Here is a 20,822-nt window from a genome sequence, read left to right as displayed (position 1 = left end):
CCTCAGTTTTCAGCCTCTTTGTGAGGCGAAGAAAGCACCAGCAGTCATATCCGATATAGGTATTCCCGGCTCAAATTACTACGGCACGCCGCAGACTTGAGGCCGCTGGAAGAGGCTTGGAGCTGCATTGCCAAGAGACCGCCGGTCTCACAAGAGTACCGGGTGCCGTCCATTGCGGCTGGCTGCACCACCTTCCGCAGCAGGTCTGCCGTTGCAAAAAACTTTTGCAACATCTGGCGCGGCCATGGCGTGGAAAAGGGCGCTGTAGTTCAAACGCAGTGTTATCTCGCTCCCGATGCGCAGCGGGCAATTGGTCGTTTCGACGACGATATGATCGCTGGTTGCTCCGATGTAGGAAACCGCTGCCGGAAAGGTCAGCCCGGCCGGATCTGTGTCTTGCAGCCCAACAGCCAGGATTGACCGTGTTTTCCAATGATTGCCTGGCACCAGGCTTAGCGCTGACAATGCGGGGTCGGACAGCTTCAAAGGTGCCAGCTTTGACTTTACCTTTGTCTCGATCACCTCTGCCTGCAAGACGAAAGCATCCGTATGAAGCCCGCTTATCGGGTTTCCGGATACCGGATCGGTGCCGAGCAGGATGGCCTCCCCCAGGCGCATACTGTTCACCCTTCCCGCCGGTCCCGTATCAAGCGCCCACCGCAGATTTGCAGAACTGCCTCCGGACACCACGTCAACAAAGGGACCGCATTCCGCTTCCGTGGCGTCCGCGAGTGATGAGAGTGACGCCATATCCTCAGCAGTGGGAGCCGGGCCTGCCAGGCAAGCAAAGTTTGCACCGATACCTCTGAGGAGCACGCCCGGCGTTCTGGTGACCTGAAGCGCGATGTCGGTCAGATCCTCAGGCATTATGCCTTCGCGAAGATCCCCCATTTCCACCATCAGGATGATCTCGTGATTGGTGCCTTGGCGCAGGGCAGCGGCGGCGAGGCTGGCGATGATCCCGGTTTCGGTGTTGCAGCTGGCGTCGCAGGACGAAACGATTTGCTCCACCTGGCTCAGCATGGGGCTTCGGATCATCAAGACCGGGCATGTTATCCCTGCCTGGCGCAATCGCTCAACATTTGCCATCCGCGCATCAGCCAGCCCCATAGCACCGCCTGCAAGCATCGCTTTTGCAATACCCGGATGGCCGCACACAGCTTTGGTTACACCCGTTACCGTGATCCCGCGTGGCTTCAGGCGGTCGACAAGAACCCGCGTATTCTGACGGATTTTGCTCAGATCAATTTCCAAGCGCGGGGCAGTCATAACGCGGCCTTCCCCGGCACCGGCCGCAACTGAGGATAGGCAGACAGAACCAGTTCAGCCAGATGTGCAGGAGGGCAGCTAAGGGCATCGCTGACCGGCAAGTCCAGTTTCCGTGCATGGTCCCTGATAGCGGCATTGATCCCCGCATCAGTCAGCCCTTCATGGTTGAGGGTTACGCCGATTACCTTTGTGTCCGAAAACGCTTCGATCAGGGCAATCTCGTCACCGGGGTCCGGCATTGCCATCTCTGGAAAGTCGCAGCGGTGCGCCCGCGCTGGCGCATGCTGAAGGATTACCGCGTCGGGCTGGCAGCCGCGCAGAATGAAGGCAGATGTGCAGAACGCCGGATGGCTGAGTGCGCCCTGACCTTCGACCAGAATAACATCCGGCCGTTCGTTCTCGTATGCCGCAATCACAGCCCCTTCCAGTTCCCCGCAGCAGAATTGGGGCGGCATCGCGTCCATTGCGACGCCATATCTGGTGCCCTGCATCAACCCTGTTTGGCCTGTGCCGACCAGTACCGTTTTGATGCCTAGCGCATTCAGTGCCCTGGCGAGGAGGGTTGCCGTGGTTCGTTTTCCAATTGCGCAGTCGGTTCCCAAAATGGCGATGCGGATCGCCTTTACACGCGCAATACTGCCGTCGAACAGGCGCATGTCCTTGCTGAGCCGGGGCTTGCGGATATCCCGGACAGTAACGTTCCAGGATTTTGCAGCAGCAATGATCTCCAGGTCTTCACTTAGGTATTCATGCAAGCCGGCTACGATGTTCATTCCTCGCGAAATCGCCTCCAGAACAACCTTCCGGTCCTCGCAAGAGAGTTTCCCGTTAGACGGTGCCATCCCGTAAATCAGTGTATCGGGAACTGTGCTTTGGTCGGCAACGGCTGCTTCAAGGCTGCCGAAAACCGGAATCCGGTTGAATTTGCCATCCAGAACTTGCCCGCTGTCACACCCATGGTGCCCGCTATCAATCACTGAGAGTATCCGGTAGGCCTTTGAATGGCGCACCAGTCCGTTCGCAGTTTTTCCATCATTTTTGGCGAAGTTTCCTTCGCAGTACACTATTGCACTGGGAACGGGGAGGTTGGGCAGCTCGCCTGTGTTCCCTGGTTCCTCAGAGTGGAACGGCGAAAGCAAACACCCATTGCTTGCTTTTTGCCGTGCTGAGAGGTCGGCTTTGGCTGCGGGGTCCATTTTTTGTCCTTTGGATTGAAACAAGCGCTTGGCATTGATGTGCCCGCCGCAAGTTTATGACGCCGCCAAGCAAGGCAGCAGAAGTTGCAAAGCCTAATTATTCAGAACGCAGCGGCCTCTCGTCCGCTGAAAATACCTGTCGCACTCCCATCGGTTGCCAGACCTGTCGAGATGAGCATTTTCGGGGATTTCTATGAGAATGCAGCGGTCGCCAGATACCGCGAAACCGCGTTCGCACTTCCAACCTATTCCGTATGATGCATCGTCAAAGTAGGCATTTTCAGGGACGAACACGGCTTTGCATGACCCATCCTGTTCAAAGAACCCGCGCTCGCATGTCCAAGGCCGCCCATAGCTTGAGCCGTTCAGGTAGGCGTGTTTCGGCACATCAATGGCAATGCACTTCTCACCCTTGGCTTCATACCCTCGATTGCAACGCCAAGCTGGCCCGCTGGAGTTGTTCGTCAGATAGGAATTATCCGGCAGTTCAATTTTCTGGCAGATATCGTCGATCTTCCTGAAACCGCGCAGACAATTCCATCGCTTGCCCGAAGGATCGAGATACCCGCCTTCTGGTACAAAGACTTTATCACAAGATGTGCCTTCGACCTCAATAAACCCATGCACGCACTCCCATCCGGTACCATAAGGTTTGTTCGTCGGGTACGCGTTTTGCGGCACGACAATTTTTACACATGTATCACCGGCTGGGCGGTAGGACAGGTTGCATTCCCACCCGTCGCTGTAACTTTTGGCATGGGCGTTTTCAGGTATTGAGGAGGTGCTCGACTGCGAAAAGACAGGCGCTGCAAATACCAGCAAAAACCCGAACAAAGCCGTAAAACGTCTGATCAAGGTTCTCAGGAAAGCCCAGAAGACCATTTTTTTGTCTAGCAACGCTGTGCTGGATTTGGAAGAAAGCGATAGTTCTGCAAAATCACGAGGCATCAAGATCCAGCCCGGAAAGGCATGCCTGTGCAAGATCACGGTTTGGCTGCTCTGAGCCAGGAACCGTTGCCCAGCCTGCCGCCATAACTGCATCCCGGCGCTTGTAAGACATTGCTTCCTGGATCGATGCCAGCTTGGCAGTCCGGTCGGAATCTGTTTGTGCCAGGTTGATGCAAACCGGCACCAAAGCAGCGATCAACTCGGAATGGGATCTGGAATTGGCCATTGCATCTGCTTGGCTTCCAGTCACCCAACCGCCCCAGGAAAAACCTGCGATGGTTATGGCGACCGCGCCAACCAAAGCGCCGTAGACACCGGGCCTGAGCCATTTGGGATAAGTCATATCTGGTCCTCCTGCGGAAAAAGCGCCGCGTCGCTATGGTTTCTGTTTCGTGTCAAATCCGCTGGCGCGGCTTTGCGCAGTTTCTAAGTCATTCTGGGTGATCAGGCGCAACTCGGTCCGGCCTGCACGGCCGCCCCTGCCATGGACCAGCAGATAGGTTGCTGCGGTCCGGTAGGCCACGAAGTTGAGCCCTTGAATCAGCTCCTCTTCCACGATGACTTCGTAGGCTCCGGCAGGAAGTTCGTCTGCATAGCCTGCCAAGACAAACGGATGGGAAAACGTCACCGTCAATCTGGACGACCGCGTGTTCATCCTGTTTCTCATTGAATTCCTGTTTGGCTTTTTTTGGCTGCCTCTGCCGCAAAGAGGGTTCCTGGGATCTTCAGGGCGTGATCCCGGCAAAGCTGAGTGTCATCAAAGACCTTAAGGTGAGCGCGAAATTCACGCACTGATCGATGTTAGCGCCTTACAGGTTTTTAAATTTTGCCGGTACCAAGCGGGAATGCGGTCGCCTGCAGCGGCTGGTGCCACCCCGCTGCCGATCCGCGTCGGCTCAATGCAGTCACTGACGCGCACGCGGGTAGGCATATCCCTTATCGACATTTTTTCCTTAGGTGAGTGCAACTAGCCTTTGCAGAGCGCCCGACCGGGAAGCCGCTAGCTAACCTGTATCAGTACCTGCAGATCCAATCCCGGATAGGGGTACTAAACCGGCGCAGCATTTTGCCGGTGTGTGATTGTTTACGAGTGCCAAAGAAGCGCGGGGTATGTGCCGGTCCAAATCGATTCGGCACATAGTTCGCGCTTCTTATTCTCGAAACCCACTGAAAGGACAAAGGAATGACCCCCGAAACAAGAAGACTATCCGTGAAATTGGCGTCCATAAGAGCTGCCTGCGAAAGAGCTCCAGCCGGACCGAAGAAAGAAGCGGCTTGGAAGCATTACAGGCTTGCGGAGAAGGCGCACAGCGATGAAAACCATACCGAAATGTACAGAGAGCTCGAGGCGGCAAAACAAGTCCTCGCGTAACCTCCTCGTTCTGGACCCGTAGCCTGGCTGTCCGGGCTTTTCATATGGGTGGCCGTTTCATTTCAGAAGCGGTCCAGTTTGGTCTAAGTACGACGGATCGAAATCCGCCAGCGTCATTAGCCGGTCAATATCTCCGAACTTCACGAAGCCCTCCCGGAAGGTGACCAGTTCCCGTTCCCGAAGTTGACGCAGAACACGATTTACATGGACAGCGGTCAATCCCAGAGCGTCGGCAAGATGGTACTGGGTCAAAGGGCATGCATAGCCCTCCTTGCTTCCCAGTCCGACGAACGCCAGCCTCGCACCCAGTTCCAGCAGAAAATGTGCCATTCGCGCATCTGCATCGCGGCGGCCTAGCCCGACAAGATGCTCGACAACCATCGCTTCATCCCGGGACGCGGCCCAAAGTATGGCTGCCGCCAGCCTTGGGGTATCGGCAAATGCTCCCAGCAGGTCGCTTGCAATTACCTCAGCTGCTTCGATCTCCCCAACAGGCTCGATGCTATGGTCCGAAGTGCGCAGTAAAACGCTGCGCAATCCCAGGAAATCACCCGGTATTTGAAAGTCGACAATCTGACGCGATCCCTCCGGCTGGATTTTGTAAGAGCAGGCCCAGCCTGAAGCCAGAATGTAGGCAGCTTGCCCGGGCTGCCCCTGATGCACGAGGTCACAACCTGCCGCAAAGGTTTTCCGCCGCTGAAGCAGCTGAGTCAGCACGGCCAGCTCATCTTTTGAAAGAACGGCAAATGCCGATAACTTCCTTGCAAGCGGGCTGTGTTCGATGGAGTTCATATCCCCTCCTGAGTTGGCACGACTGTATTGAACACCGCCGGTCCACGGGACTGCTTTGGATCAGTTTAGCCTGCTTCGTTTCCTGCGAAGGTACTGAATATAACTTCTCTGTCAGCCTATCATGGCACGCAATGCAAGAAAGGAAGGCCTAAAATGTCCGAGCGGACCGAATGTGCAGGAATGGCCGCGTTATCGATCTGCGAGGCGTTGCTGCTGGCTATGAAAGATCTTCAGGTGCTGCCTGAACATGAAGTCATTGGCGTTCTTCGTGATGCAGCGGCATTTCATGAGAATGCGGATGGAACGGGAACTGATACCGAAAGGCACCACGCTGCTGCCGCTCTGATCCATCAGATTATTGCCAACGGAAACCCTGTTCGGCAGCCTTGATGGAAGCTGACGAAGCCAAATCCAAACTGGGTTCCTTCATCATCAGGAAGACAGCTCAAAAAACGCTTGAGCATCAGAAGCCTAGCGGAGCCAAACACCCTATCCGCGTGAAGAAAGCCTAGTCCTGCTCCCTGCTTCTCGGTCCTGGTTGCAGCAAAGGGGCGGTTCGAATTTCGCGCTTCCAACTGACTTTGAATGACCGGTCTGGCGACATCGGCTGCAGCGCAGCGATGAGCGTGCCGCGCCTGCGAGCGGATGCTCCGTCAGCAAACGCCGGGAAGGGCAATGGCAGCGAAGTCCGGCACTGTGTAATTTCACCGGTTCCAGAACCTCGCGGCCGCAGCGAACGGCAGAAACGGCGGGCTGCGCCGCAGCAGAAACCCTCGGCTGGTTGCGTCAAACGGCCGAGTTTGCAAGGGGCGCTTCCTGCGCGAAGCGGCCTCAGGTTGATGTGCAGGGTGCTCCTGCAGCGAATGTCTGGGAGCCGCGGCCCGGATGCCTCCTGGGCCGCGCTGTGAGCGCTATTAGACTATAATCATGCTTATGTTAAATAAGTCAGCCTATCTGACCTGAATTGAGCCTGCTAAGCGTGCGGCTGACTGATGCAGTATTGCCGGTACGCATCGTGCTCCACGCCTTTGACCAGCGCCGGTTCCCAGCCTTTTGCAGGGTCATAGACGCGCATGGTCATCAGGGCGTTTTGCGGCGGCTCGTATGTGCCGAAACGGTTTTTGGCGGTGAACCGGGCGCAGACGAAGAAATCCTTTTCCGGGAACGGCCACAGGACGGCCGCATAGCGGACCGGTCCCACGCTCACATCTTTGGCGGTGTCGCCTTCCGGGATATTTGCAACCAGCCACTGCCGCAAGGCTGCCATGCTCTGGGACTTGGACGGGCCGCCAGCCGGAACAGGTTTCTCGAAGGTGATTGCGTGCTTGTCCGGCACGGAGCCGTCATTCAGGCAGCCGGAAAGTGCCGTTGCGGCGGAGATAGCGGGGATAAAGTACTTGAGTTTCATGCTCGTGGTTTCCTCTTTTCCGGGAGGTTTTTGCGGGTACTTCAGCAGCCATTGGCAAGTTGCACGCGCTCGAGTCCTGCCGTTTTTTCCGGATGCACAGGCGATTTCCCTGCGGGCAGAAAGTTCTGGTCTCCGGCTCAAGGAGACCAGAGCTCGGACCGGGAAAAATGAAACCGTGGAGATGCGGCTGGGCGCTGTCTTGCCCTGCCCCCCTACCCCGGCATTTGGGCGAGCGATTGTCTTCAGAGCGAAGCCGGAGTGATCCAAGATACGGCTTTGAGATCCCATTGCCTGTACAATTATCGCGGCAGTTAGCAGTTGGTGAGTTCTGGTTTGAACTGCTTAGATTATTCGGAAGCTCTGCGAAATCTGCCAATCTGACCCCGGTCAAAACGGCAGTGAAATGATCTGAGTTCAATGGATTTAGAGGGTTGAATAGTTCGCCCTCGCCATTTTTGTCCAGGCCGGATCGGTAGCTTCAAATCTTGCTACGTGAGCATTGACCAGAGGCGGTACCTTCCATCTGTTCTCGGAGCTCTATTGCGTCATCTCCTCTTCAGTCCTCCCGCTGCTGTTATCGGGCGTTTTCCTTGTGATCGTTCGACTGAATGGTGGCCGTTACCAGCAGCGGACCTTCAGACATCGTGCGGCGAACGAGCCGTGAGAGCCCTTCGCGACTATGGCCAGGAAGAACAACTTCGCGAGTGCAGCGGGACACGCATCGCCTCGACCGGCCCTTTGCAGCCATTCGTCACAACCCGCCGCCGCACTGCAGCGGTCTCCAGAGCGGCCATTGGCAACCGGGTGCAGCATTCCGAAATGTCTGACATCAGAACCTGTTCGTCGGCCACGGTCGAGTACAAGCCCAGGCTGCTGAGCGATAACGGCTCCGGTTACATCTCCAACGACCTGGGCAAATGGCTCGATAACCAAAGCATCGAACACATCGGTGGCGCTCCGAACCTTCCCCAGATACAGGGCAAGATTGAACGTTGGCATCAGACACTCGAGAAACGCATCTTGCTGGAAAACTCCTATTTGCATTGTGCGCTTGAAGAAGCCGTTGAAACCCTTGTCGAGCACTACAACGACTGCCACGAGAGCCTCGGCAATTTTACACCGGTCAATGTCTATTTCGTTCGAGATCACGCCATTCTCAGTGAAAGGAGAAAAACCAAGGGCATAACACTGAAACAGCCCCGCTTGCTCAATCTCGGGAGGGCCGCTTAGGATCAAGCCCATGAGCCAGATCTTCCTGATCGCGTTCAGATCAACTGGCCCACTTCACTTGATGACGGACATCCCGGGCAGGTTAGAGGTCAAACGAGGATTGTTCAGCGAGCGACAGGATTTGCGCGTCATCGAGCCTGTCCGAATAAATTTCCATATCGGCGATGCGGCCGTCGAAGGGATTGGAGAAAGCTCCTCCACCTGTTTCACTTCCCCAGCCAAGACCACCGATTTGCAGGTATTCCTGATTTTGGTTCCAGTCCGTAGCGAAGCCGGCATTTTCACCAATCTTGCTGCCGTTGATCCATAGCTCCACACCGGTCCCGAAGACCGCCGCGACCTCATATTCCTCGCCGGCCTCAAGGTTCCGGAAAACAAAGCTGTCGCTGTCAGTGCCATCCTGGAACCGGGCAATCAGGTCACCTCCACTGATGTAGATCGCCAGATGATTGCCGCCTCCGGCAAAGCCCGATGCGTCTTTGACAAAAATCCCCTGACGCCCGCTGGTCGCATCGGCAATGAATGAAAAGGTGACAGTACCTTCTCCGATTTCGAACTGCCTGTCGTGCGCAATGTTCTCAACAGACCTTCGCGTTCCATCGAATTCGGTGATGCCTGCGCGACTGAAGAAGGGAATTGGCGCAGGCGGATCAACTGTAACCTCCACCGCAACAGTGGCAGTTGACGTGGTTCCGCTGCCGTCAGAAAGAATGTATTCAAAGTCGTCAACGCCGAGGAAATCCGGGTCCGGCGTGTAGGTGATGGTGCCGTCCGGATTGACGGCAGCGCTGCCTTGCGAAGGTCCGTTCGCGCCGTCAAGCGACACCTGCAACGTGTCCCCGTCGGCGTCTGCGTCATTGCTCAGCACATCAATGGTGACCGGCGCCGCTTGCTGGGTTGCAGAGAAGTCATCCACGGCGACAGGATCATCATTGACCGGCAGAACAGTCACATCGACGGTTGACTGTTCAAAGCTTCCGTTTCCATCCGTCACGATGACTTCGAAGGTGTCGGAACCAAAGAAATCCGGATCAGGCGTGTAGGTAACGGACCCATCAGGATTTAGAACCGCGGCGCCATGGGCGGCTGCGCTGGCAATTGCAACCGCGGTGACAATATCACCGTCGATGTCAATGTCATTTGCTCCCGGGAACACAGTGCCGCTGCTGTCTTCGTCAATAACGATTGAATCAGGCAACGGGGAAGGGCTGCTGTTGTTTGTTTCAGTTCTGCGCAACTCGGCAACCTGATCCGGCGACAGTACAAGATCGAACAGCTTCACCTGGGAAATCACCCCCTCGAGAGGCGCATCAAATCCTGGTTCCCCGCTTTGGCTGGCCCAGCCCCGGCCGCCCCACTGGGTGTATTCAGCACTGTTTGACCAGTCCATCGCAACCGAAGTGCCTGCCACGGCTTCCGCGTCCAAAAACAGTGTGGCACCCTGCGGTCCGAAGGCAATCGCAAAGGAATAGTCTGTTCCTGAACTGATGCCGGGAATTGAAATTATCTCCTGGTCGCTCTCGCCCTGAATCCGAACGACCAGCTCGGTCCCGTCCAGATACACGGCCAGGTGGTTTCCGCCGCCTGAGAACCCGGTTGCATCCTTTGCGAAGAGACCTTGCTGGCCGTTGGTATTGCTGGCGTTAAAGGTAAAGGAGAGCGTGGCGTCCGAGAGAGCGTAGACAGCCGAATGAGGAGTTTCGACAACGGAGCCCCTAGTGCCGTCAAAGAACAGCTCTTGCGGTTCGTCCACCACAGGCACAGGCAGATTTATCACGGAAACCGTTACTGTTGCTTCCGCGGTTTCGGTCCCGTCAGACACTGTGTAGCGGAAGCTTTCTTCTCCAAAGAAACCGTTGTCCGGGGAATAGGTCACGGTGCCGTTCTGATTGTTCACCACGGTACCGTTTGCAGGGTCTTCCGCAAACAGAATGCTAAGGGTATCGCCGTCAACATCGGTATCGTTGCCAAGCAGATCTATGACCAGCGGTTTGGAAGCTGAAGTAAGCGCGCGGTCGTCCGCGGCGACTGGCGTGTCGTTCACTGGGGACACTGTGACATTGACGGTTGAAACACTCACATTGACACCATCCGTGATACCGACGTCGAAACTGTCGGATCCGTTGAAATCCGGGTCAGGCGTATAAGTTACGGATCCATCGGCGTTGACAACTGCCGCACCGTCGTTTGGTGCTCTGGTTATTCCCGCCACCGACAAAGCAGCATTTTCAGGATCGGTGTCATTGCCAACCGGATCGATATCACCAGAGCTGTCTTCTCTGACCGTCAGGTCATCATCAGATACGACCGGGGCATTGTTGGAGCTGCTTGAATTCGCTGCCAGCACTGCAATTTCAGCCTCCGAAAGAACCCTGTTGTAAATCTGCCGGTCGGAAATCGTGCCATTGAACGGCGCGTCAAATCCGGGGGCACCGCTGGCGCTGGCCCACCCTCGACCTCCCCATTGGCTGACTTCGACGTTCTGTGTCCAGTCCATGTAAAGCGGGCTGCCAGCCGTCAAGGAGCCGTTGACCCAAAGACCGCTTCCGTCCGGACCGAATGTGACTGCAATTTCGTACTCCCGGTCCGGCTGAATACCAGGTGAAGTGAGGATCACCTGGTTGCTGCCTTCCTGCAGGCGCGCGGTAAGCGTGCTTCCGACGAGATAGACGGCAACATGATTTCCGCCGCCTGCAAACCCTGCCGCATCTTTGGTGAACAGCCCTTGCGAGCCGGAAACATCGGCCGGTTCAAACGAAAAGGCGATCGTGCCTTGGGGGATTTCGAAATCCGGGTCGTGCGGAACTTCTATGACATCACCGTCCGTTCCCCTGAAAACCGATACCCCCACTTCATCGTAGACCAAAGAGGTTTGGGAATCCGGCGTCACAGAAATTGCAAAGCTCTGGCCGGAAACTGCCGCAAGACCATCTGAGACGCTGAAGCCGAAACTGTCGGGAACATTCCCAGACCCATCGTGATCATAACGGATTAACCCGGCGTCTATATCGGACTGTGTGAAACCGTCTCCATCTGCAAGCGCTGAGCCATCCCTGAACAGCGTGCCGTTCACTGGCGCGGAATTGATTGTGTAGTTCAGCTCCGCTGCAGTGTTGTCTGCATCGCTTGCTGCCAGCAAGCCCTGCCCGATGATATTGTCGGCAGAGCCTTGAGCTACCGACAGCCCCGCGTTCGCCGCAACCTCAGGCGCATCGTTGGCGCCCTCGACACGAAATGTCAGCGTCGCCCGGTTGGAACGGGCACCAGCGGCATCTATGGCCTCCACGCCGAAGGCGACATCTTCGGTTTCGCCTTCACCGAGGTACTGAAAATCCGCGCCTGGCGTGAACATCAGGCTGGCGGGTGTTTCCACAACCGTGCCTACCGACGGCAAGTCGACGAACTCATACGTAAGAGTACCCGCATCCTCGTTACTGTCAGGGTCGGAAGCACGCCCGTTCAGCTGGAAGTATACCGGGACCCCGATACCGGCATTGCCGTCTTCTCCTACTTCGGTCACGAATATCTCATCCAGAAGGACCGGCGCGTCGTTTGTGCCTTGCAGCTGGATTGCGACCGTCTGGATGCCAATGCCCCCAAAAGGATCATCAATGAAGACATCAAAGTTCTGGGTTAGCTCCTCTCCCTCGGCGAGCATTTCCAGCTCTGCGTCGTTAACTGAGAATAACCAGGATTGAGCGCCTGCTGTAGTCGAATCCGTGCTGGACGGCCCGCCAACCAAAGTGAAGCTTCCGATGTAGCCGACCGATTGGGGCGTGAACCTAGTCGTGTGGGTGTCCGTCAAATCGGCGTCATTGAACAGCAAATCTCCGGACACGGAGTGTACCGCGGAGTTTTCACTTGCGTCAGTGTCGCTGAACTCGGTGATCAAGGCGCTGGTCTGACTGCCTGTTTCATCAATCTTCGGCGCGTCATTGGCACCGGTCAGCAGGAACTGACTGGGAACGTTTGTGTCAATACCGACGCCATCGCCGACGCTGTTTCCGTAACTTACAAAAACTTCTTCGCCTTCAGCCAGGAAATCCAGGCTGCTGTCGCGAATGCGGAATTCATACGAAACCACCCCCCCGGAACCCGTTCCGGTCGTGTCCGTCGTAACCGAAGACACATAGGTGCTGCCAAACACAGGTGTCAAAGCAGGGGAAGAGACGCTGTGAACATCAAGAATGTCGGGATCCCTGAAGGACAAGGTTCCGTTCAGGATTGTTTCCGCATCGCTGGCCTCTTCTGCGGAATTGTCCGGGGCTTCCAGCACCCTGACTATTCCAACACCGCCTGAGACGCTGATATTATCGTTGCTGCCGGTCAGCATTACGACAACCTGCTCAGTGTCTGTTCCGCCATTTCCGTCGTTCACGGTCACGTCGTAAAATTGCTCAACTTCTTGCCCTTCTGACAGGAAATCAAGCGCGCTGTCGTCGGCGCTGAAGGACCACTGAATCACGCCCTCTGCAGTTCCCGGGGTGGTTGTTGGCTGTGCAATGCTGAACGTGCCCACGTAGCCGCTGGCGGCCGGCAGAACAGTGGCGGTGTGCGTATCTGCCAGATCAAAGTCGCGTACCGTTATGCTGCCGTCCACAGTCAGCGTTATCCGGCCTTCGTCAGGGTCTGTTTCGTCGAGTTCGGCAACCATTCCCGCAAGGTCCGAACCACCTGCAAAGTCGAGGACCGGATCGTCGTTTGCAGGCAGAACGGTTATTGCAAATCCAGCGGCAAGAGTTGTGGTTCCATCCGTAAGTTCGAATGACAGTGTGTCATTGACCGTTTCAGAGCCGTCATGGCTGTAGGTCAGCCTGCCGCTGTCGATGTCGGATTGCGTGAAACTGCCGCCGGCCGCGAGTGCGCTGCCGTCCAAGGCCAGAAAGCCGAATGAGGGAGCGGTCTGCAAAGTAAAAGTCAGCGCATCAGCTAAAGTGTCCGGGTCAGTGGCCGCCAGCTGTGCAGCACCGATGGCTGCGCCTTCGCCCTCGATTACGACCAGCCCTGTGTTCGCCGTGAGACTTGGTGCATCGTCAACGGGAATGATATTGAAGCTCAGTGTTGCAGCGGGCAGGGCGGTTGTTCCGTCAGTTACGGAGAATTCCACGCTGTCACTGGATGTTTCGCCGCCATCATGGCGGTAGACCACAAGATTGGTATCAATATCAGTCTGGGTGAACATGCCCCCTGTAACAAGCTGGATGTTGTCCAGCAGTAGAATACCGTTGGCGGGAAGCGATTGAAGGGTATAGGCGATCTGCCCGGCTGGCGTATCGGGGTCTGTTGTTTCAAGAAACGCTGGCGTAACAAAGGATCCCAGCCCCTCAACCACCGCAACCGGCGAGTTCTGTGTCAGTATGGGGGGAGCATCGTCGACCGCGACGGTAATTTCAAATGTCAGGCCGGTGATTTCCTCAGTCCCGTCGGAGATATCAAATCCAAAGCTGTCAGCCCCGGTAGGCGAACCGTCATGGCTATAGCTGAACTGCCGGGAGTCAACATTTGCTTGCGTAAAGCTGTCGCCGGACCCAAGTGCCAGAGCGCCAAGGAACAGTGTGCCATTCACTGGCGCGGAAGTGAGCGTGTAAGACAGTTCAGAAGCCGTGTTGTCGGTATCTGCAGCCTCAAGAAGACTCTGGCCGATCACTGCGCCGGTTTGCCCTGCGCTTACGGCGAGGCCAGTATTGACCACGAGTTCCGGCGCATCGTTGACCGGAGTAATTGTGAGTGCGAAATCAATCACGGGCAGAACGGCGTCACCATCGCTCAGGGTGAAGCCAAAGCTGTCGGTGCCTGTTTCGCTACCGTCGTGAATGTAAACCACCTGGTTTGCAGTCAGGTCGGATTGCAAGAAGCTCTCTCCTGCAAGCAAATCCGCCCCATTGAGCTGCAAAACGCCGTTAACAGGCAGCCGTATAACCGTAAAGACAAGCGTTTCGTCGGCACCGTCGGGGTCGGTCGCTGACAGCAGCGGAGCGCCAATTGTCAGGCTTGCCCCTTCGTTCAGCCCGCCTCCGGAATTCACTGTAATCGCCGGTGGCACGTTGCCAGCTGGAAGAGTAACGGTCAGCGCCGCAGCCGGACCGGTGTTAACCCCGTCAGAGAGAGACACCGTGATATGACGGTCGCCAAGCGTGGCGGCAGCTGAGCTGTTTTCATAGGTCAGACTACGGAGTACCTGCTCAAACTCCTCGATGCTGGCTGGGCCTGTCAGGCGCAAGATTGTGTCGGCGCCGTCAGTTTCAATCGCCGAGGATACAGGCGTTCCGCTGGTTTCCACGGCCAGCAGTTCCATGGCTCCGTCCGGAGGGGTGAAGCGGATCACAGCTTCACTGAGCGGTCCGGTGCCGCCTAGATCGGGATCGCTTATTACAGCTTCGCTCAGCAGCGGCAGCACCCCTCCCTGGTATGTTGCCGAGGCATCGGTTCCGGCCTCGCCGCCGTTCAGATCCGCCTGCGGGGCAGTATCGTTCAGGTCATTCAGATCAATGCTGATGGTTGCCGTATCGGACAGCGAAGGGGTGCCGAGGTCAAAGGCTTCGACGTTTAAAGAGAACGCCTGCCTTGCCTCGAAATCAAGGAATGACGGATCCGCAACGGAAATACTGCCTGTCTGCGCATCTATGGCGAATGCGTTGTCTTCGTTGCCGGCCAGTATCCGGTAGTTGAGAATATTGTTCGGTGCCTGGGTGTCAGGATCTGCGGCGGCGGCTACTGACAACGGCGTTCCCGCTGCGCTGTTCTCGTCAAGAGCGAAGGATTGATCAGCGAACACAGGGCTTTCGTTAACATCGGAAACCCGCACTGTAACAACTGCTGTATCGGTCTCGCCAAGGCCATTCTGGTCGCGGACCTCAATATCCAGAAAGAAAAGCGGATTGGCCTCAAAATCCAGGAGAGACGGGTTTTGAACAAGTATCTCACCGCTGGTGCTCACGATGTCAAAAGCGTTGCCGGTGTTTCCGCCAATGATGGAATAGCGCAGATCGGTTCCGCCGTTTGCATCGGTGGCCTCTGCAATGCCGACCACTGTGTTGGCGGCCGCATTCTCGTCGACGGCAAATTCGGTATCGCGGAATACCGGTGTAATGTTCTGCTCACTGCTGCGGATTACAAAGGTGGCGGCAGCTGTGGCGTTCTTCGGATCTTCGATGTCATCGTCTGTGATCCGGTACCAGACAGTCGCGGTTGCGCTTTCACCAATCCCCAGGCTGTCATAGGCGCCGTCTGGATCAAATGTGAAAAACCCGTCAGGACCCACTGTCAGCTTACCCTTCGGATCTGAAACGCTCCCGAGTTCAATGGTCATTGCCCCGTTTATTGCTATTCCGGTATCGCCGGGGCTGTCTGTCAGAAATACACGGTCGATGCGGGGCTGATTGCCTTCCGGGTCAAAGTCTATTCCGCTGCCCCAGTCACGCCGAAGGTTTTCGGAATACGCATTCGATGCTGCAATCTGAATGGTGTCGTCCCGGGCAAAGGGCGCAACATTGGTCAGCCCGTCGAAGTCCTGCCGCCTCAAAGGCTCTTCAAGACCGCCAGTGAACAGAATGGCAAAGTCGTCCGCGTCGGCGGAATGGTTGTTGTTGATGTCGCCGATCAGCCAGGTTTTGGTCAGGCTTTCCGTCCAGGTGAACAATTCAATGATGTTGTCACCCAGATCAGGCTGCCCGAACCCGCTGCCCAATCCTTCAAACCCCTGCCCGACCTCGCCACGGAACTGGATGCTCCACAGCGGGTTGCTGATCGCGCTGAAAAGGGCCAGTTCATCACCCTGGCTGCGGCTGAAATCCGTAATGATGTCCGGGTTGCCAAAGGTGGAGCTCTGACTGGGAGCGCCGAAACCAAGAATGCCGACTGAGTAGGTATCAGCACCGGTGCCGAGAGTTACTATGTCGGTTCCCGGCCCGCCGTGAACCGTATCGGTCCCGGCTCCGCCAAGCACAGCGTCGTCGCCGCCTTCGCCAAACAAGCGGTCGGCTCCGTCCTCCCCCTCCAGGCTGTCGTTTCCGGCACCGCCGCGCAGATCATCGTCATCACTGCCGCCGTTCAGGACATCATTGCCTTCACCGCCAAACATCTGGTCGACGCCGAACCCGCCGATCAGCGTGTCGTTGCCACCAAGCCCGCTGATGACATCCGCATCAAGACCGCCGTCGATGCTGTCGTTGCCCTCCCCTCCGGTGATGCTGTCATTGCCAGAGGCTCCCAGCAGGGTATCGTCGCCGGCGTCGCCCTCTATGCGGTCGCCGCTGCCCCCCCCATCGATTGAATCATTGCCTTCGCCGCCGATCAGAGAGTTTGTGCCGCCAAGACCCTCCAGCGTGTCATCGCCTCCCACGCCGTAGATCGTGTCATTTGCACTGCCGCCGGCAATCAGCTCCCCATCGGGGGTCCCAACCATCACCGCAAAGTCTCCCGGCCCGAAGTCGGTCGCATTCAGGTCCTGGAAATTCCCAGAAAGCTTGATCGTGAAGTCGGTTGCATCAAGAATCCGGTTGTCGTTGGTGTCGCCGATCAGCCAAGTGCCCGTGCCGTCGAAATGCTTGAAGAACTGGGTGAACCCGGCCCCAAGGTCGCTGCCGCCCAAAGTGTCGCCAACCGTGTTGGTGAAACCAGCCGCCAGGGCTTCGCGCAGCACAAATGGCGGCCTTAGAACGCCCACCGAATTTGTGAGGTCTATAATGTCGCCGTCACTGCGGGAGTAATCGGTAATCAGCGTCGGTGCTTCATGGGTAGGCTGGAAGCCGACGACGCTGCTGAACTGCACAGTGAAAGCAAAACTGTCGATGCCGCTGCCGCCCGTTATCGTGTCGATGCCCTTGGAACCGTTCAGCGTGTCATCCCCGCCGCCGCCGTCCAGGCTGTCATTCTCTGTGCCTCCTGACAGCCGGTCGTTTCCCAGCCCCCCCAGCAGGGTGTCATCACCACTGCCTCCGTCAATAAAATCGTTACCGTCTCGCCCTTCCAGGCGATCCATGCCGTTGTCGCCCCTGATATCGTCGGCCAAAGTGCCGCCGATGATCAGGTCATCATCGTTGCCGCCGTATAATCCATTGTTCGCACCACCGACGCCCAGGATGGTGTCGTTGCCATCGCCTCCAAATAAGATTTCAAAATCGTCACTGCCGATCAGTGAGTCATCTCCGGCGTCACCGTTTACGGAATCAAACCCAGGACCAGCATGGATCGTGTCGTTACCCGCGCCCCCGAACAGCCGGTCGGAACCAGCTAGGCCGTCAATGGAATCGTCCCCGCCAACGCCGTAAATCGTGTCGCTTCCGCTGCTGCCGGTCAGAGTATCAGCATTTGGGCTGCCGACTTCGACTGTGAATGTTCCGGCAACAAACGCTTCCTTGGCGATGCTTGGGGTCGCCTCAAACAGCATCGTGAAATCGGTGCTGTCGAGCACCAGGTTATCGTTCGTATCCGCAAAGAGCCAAGTGTCGCCGTTGGAAGCCCAGGTAAAGAACTGGGTGAACCCCGTTCCCAGCCCTGCATCCGGCAGCGCTTCGCCGGCAGTGCCCGTGAAGCCTGCGTCAGAAATCGGTCCGGTGAAAACAAAGGGCCTTGTCGGGTTCCCAACTGAATTAAAAAATTCGAGAACGTCGCCTTCTGCAACGTTGAAGTCCGTTACTCTGGTGAAGGCTGCAAGCTGCGGTTGTGTGGCAAACTCTGAACTGGATTGAAGTCCGCCGGATATTGAATCGGCACCGGCACCCCCGGTGATTGTGTCGGAACCGCTGCCGAAGTTCACGCGGTCATTGCCTTCGCCACCGTCGGCAGAATCATTTCCGGCGCCCAGTGTCAGCGAGTCATTCCCGCCACCGCCAAAGATGCTATCGTCGCCGCTGGCGCCATTGAGAAAATCGTTGCCGCCGTTCCCTTGCAGCGTGTCGTTTCCACCACCGCCGAAGAAATTGTCTGACAACAACCCGCCGATCATCAGATCATTGCCTTCACCGCCGTCGCCGGAGCCCGAACCGCCCGTCACGTCGATTGAGTTGTCTCCGGAACCGCCGTTGACAAAGTCAATTCCACCGTTGCCGATCAGCGTATCGTTGCCCGCATTGCCGTTCAGCCAATCATTTTCCGCACCGCCGGAAACAGAGTCATTGCCGTCGCCGCCGTTCAGGCTGTCCGCTCCGCCGTTGCCGATGATTGTGTCATTGCCGCCAACACCAAAAATGGTGTCGGACACGCTGCTGCCGGCAATCACTTCACCCGCAGGGCTGCCAACCCGGACTGTGAAGTCGTCGGCGGCGAAATAGCTTTCGTTGATGCTGCTGGCCGTTATGCCCTCGAGCAGAAAGGCCGGATCTGTGCCGTCGAGCTGACGGTTGTCATTGTTGTCGACATAAACCCAAGTATCTGGGCCTGACTGCCAGGTGAACACCTGCCAGAAACCTGTGCCAAGGTCGCTACCGCCCAGCGTGTCTCCGACAGTGCCGGAAAACGCCGAATCTGTAATCGGGCCGCGAAGCACAAGCGGTATGACACTGAACAGACCGGTGAAATCGATCCGGTCCCCTTCACTCTGCGAAAAGTCAGTGATCACACTGGATACGCTGGCCGTGGAGGTGAAAAAACCGCTGGCGCTGACGGAAAAGAAATCCGCCCCTGTGCCGCCCGTCAAAGTGTTCTGACCTGATTCCACGACGAGCGTGTCGTTGCCGGCATTCCCAAAGAGTGAATCGTCTCCTGCGCCGCCATACAGCCAGTCGGACGCATCGCCGCCATCCAGCGTGTCATCGCCATCGCCGCCGCGCAAGGTATCGTTCGCACCGCCGCCGAATAAGCTGTCGTTATCGGCTCCGCCGGAAATATCCTCAGTTCCGGTGCCTCCGACTATGCTGTCATCCCCCGCATCACCTTGAAGAATCTTGAAGCTTCCCGGTCCGCCAAGGATCGTGTCGTTACCGTTGCCGCCTGAAACAAAATCGGAATCTCCCGCCCCGGAACTGAGGCCGTCGGCACCGTCATCGCCGTAAACCGTATCCCTGCCGTCGCCTCCATCCACGGTATCCATCCCGCCGCCGGCCCGCACCTCGTCGTTGGAGGCACCTGCTGCAATGCTGTCGTTTCCCCCCAAAGCAAAGACCGTGTCCGGTCCGGCATTCCCGCCGGCCACCGCAGGAAACACATCTGGCCCCTGGGTGAGGCGCACAACCGGAAACAAATTTGCGAAATCGCTGACGGAAATGGGGGCTGCGCCTTCTCCGTTCGCATCCAAGTGGATCAGGATGTCTGCTTCGGAAAACTGCCCGTCGTCATCCGCGTCAACCCAAATCTGATGGCCCGACGGGACTCTGCGCCAACTTACATCGGCGAAACCGTCGCCAATCAATTCAGGCGGCAGCTGTTCGCCGGACGGAGCACCCGGCACAAAAGTGAACAATAACTCCTGACCATTGAATACAAGCGGTATTGAATTGGAAAACTGCGGCAGTTCAATCAGATCCCCCCCGGCCGCACCGCGCCCCGTGAAGTCCGTTATTTTGTCTGCGACGTTGGGTGAGCTTTCACTCCTGGGGGTGGCAAAACTGAAGGTAAACAGGTCGTCGCCTGCTCCGCCGGTCAGTGTGTCCTCTCCAAGTCCCCCCCTGAGCGTATCCGCACCTGCGCCCCCTGCCAGGCTGTCGGCACCGTCATTGCCGGAAAGAGAGTCATCCTGCCCGCCGCCGATCAGCGTGTCGTCACCTGCGCCGCCTGTCAGCGTCAAGCTTTTTGAAAGCACCGCGCTGCCATCAACATGGCTGAGATCGCCTTGGGTCTGACTTGCAGCGGTGTAGGTAAAGAACGTGCTGGCCAGGCTGCTCACCGTTGCATCAGCCAGCCCAATTCTGACCTGGCTGCCAACGGCTGCCTCGAAGGTTTCGACATTGGTGACTGTCGTCGCACCTAAGGCGACGAACTCTCCCATAACGCCCTCAAACACCAACCGGTCACTGCCGCCCCCCCCGTCAATGGCATCATCCGCCGTAAGCCCGCTTCCGGCAAAGATTATGTCCGCCCCGAAATCGGCTAGAACAGAATCCGCCCCTCCAGCCTTCAGATTATCGAACACATCACTTGAAACTCCGCCCGTGAAATTGTCATCGTCCGGGCTGCCCACAAAGTAAAAGGTTCCATTGCTGAAGCGCAGCTTCGGTTCGGCACCGGGAGTATGGATGAAGTCCTCAAGAGTGGCGCCTAGAAAAGTTGTAATGACACTTCCACGCCGCAATTCGACGCCTGTCTGAGTTTCCGACAACCGAAACTCAAACGCTGAAAAACTGAAGTCGAAAGTGATGAAATCTGCCTGCCTGAAACCATCCACGGTTTGTCCGGCAATAGCCGAATAGACCAGTGTCACAACTGCCCCCACTCACCATTTAAACCACTAACACCTGCCCGCAGTATTGCAAAGATTGTAAAAAAGTCAAATTTATTACGCTTTGCAGTAAGGTGATTAGGTCATAGACTGCGCAGCGATTGAAAATTCGAAGAGAGGTTTCCTTCTGCCCGCAAAGTGTTTAGTTGCATTTCTAGTTGAACTTATTCACTATTTAGGCGGTATTGACAGCAGGGTTTCAGACGGTACGCTGATCGTGTTTCAAGCTGTTTT

10 protein-coding genes are annotated in these 20,822 nt (G+C 56.8%); 2 read left to right on the top strand and 8 right to left on the bottom strand.

The genetic code is table 11. The features are described 5' to 3' along the window. Window positions 1–147 precede the first annotated feature (147 nt). The 6 genes from ACXAED_RS20985 to ACXAED_RS20960 form a co-directional block, all read right to left on the bottom strand. The gene (locus tag ACXAED_RS20985; protein ID WP_475053237.1) at window positions 148–1,269 is read right to left on the bottom strand and encodes an alanine/ornithine racemase family PLP-dependent enzyme; all 1,122 of its coding nucleotides are present in this window, start codon (window positions 1,267–1,269) and stop codon (window positions 148–150) included. Next, window positions 1,266–2,465, bottom strand: coding sequence for an N-acetyltransferase DgcN family protein (locus tag ACXAED_RS20980; RefSeq protein ID WP_475053235.1), 1,200 nt, complete (start codon window positions 2,463–2,465; stop codon window positions 1,266–1,268). The genes ACXAED_RS20985 and ACXAED_RS20980 overlap by 4 nt, the downstream gene beginning before the upstream one ends. 93 nt (window positions 2,466–2,558) lie before the next feature. After that, a complete protein-coding gene (locus tag ACXAED_RS20975) occupies window positions 2,559–3,413 on the bottom strand; it encodes a hypothetical protein (protein ID WP_475053233.1) in 855 nt (284 codons plus the stop codon). Then, a complete protein-coding gene (locus ACXAED_RS20970; protein WP_475053232.1) occupies window positions 3,403–3,756 on the bottom strand; it encodes a hypothetical protein in 354 nt (117 codons plus the stop codon). The genes ACXAED_RS20975 and ACXAED_RS20970 overlap by 11 nt, the downstream gene beginning before the upstream one ends. 33 nt (window positions 3,757–3,789) lie before the next feature. Beyond that, the gene (locus ACXAED_RS20965; RefSeq protein WP_475053229.1) at window positions 3,790–4,068 is read right to left on the bottom strand and encodes a hypothetical protein; all 279 of its coding nucleotides are present in this window, start codon (window positions 4,066–4,068) and stop codon (window positions 3,790–3,792) included. A gap of 774 nt (window positions 4,069–4,842) precedes the next feature. Continuing rightward, complete coding sequence (locus tag ACXAED_RS20960) at window positions 4,843–5,577, bottom strand: Crp/Fnr family transcriptional regulator (RefSeq protein ID WP_475053228.1); 735 nt, start codon at window positions 5,575–5,577, stop codon at window positions 4,843–4,845. A 153-nt stretch (window positions 5,578–5,730) separates the two neighbouring features. Here ACXAED_RS20960 and ACXAED_RS20955 point away from each other — a divergent pair, with 153 nt between their 5' ends. Beyond that, window positions 5,731–5,967, top strand: a complete 237-nt coding sequence (locus ACXAED_RS20955; RefSeq protein WP_271906689.1) for a hypothetical protein — start codon at window positions 5,731–5,733, stop codon at window positions 5,965–5,967. 583 nt (window positions 5,968–6,550) lie between these two features. Here ACXAED_RS20955 and ACXAED_RS20950 read toward each other — a convergent pair. Further along, the gene (locus tag ACXAED_RS20950) at window positions 6,551–6,985 is read right to left on the bottom strand and encodes a hypothetical protein (protein WP_475053227.1); all 435 of its coding nucleotides are present in this window, start codon (window positions 6,983–6,985) and stop codon (window positions 6,551–6,553) included. Window positions 6,986–7,645: 660 nt separating this feature from the next. Between ACXAED_RS20950 and ACXAED_RS20945 the strand changes: the two genes are divergently transcribed. Beyond that, window positions 7,646–8,215 (top strand): integrase core domain-containing protein, encoded by a 570-nt coding sequence (locus tag ACXAED_RS20945; RefSeq protein WP_475053225.1) that lies wholly within the window; start codon window positions 7,646–7,648, stop codon window positions 8,213–8,215. Window positions 8,216–8,297: 82 nt separating this feature from the next. Here the strand turns inward: ACXAED_RS20945 and ACXAED_RS20940 are convergent, their stop codons facing one another. Continuing rightward, on the bottom strand, window positions 8,298–20,570 hold the full coding sequence (locus ACXAED_RS20940; RefSeq protein WP_475053223.1) for a cadherin-like domain-containing protein: 12,273 nt from the start codon (window positions 20,568–20,570) through the stop codon (window positions 8,298–8,300). Window positions 20,571–20,822 lie beyond the last annotated feature (252 nt).

The organism is Leisingera sp. ABM4_103 (assembly GCF_056158685.1).
The sequence above is the reverse complement of the archived record's forward strand: the minus strand, read 5'-3'. Positions and strand labels throughout refer to the sequence as shown.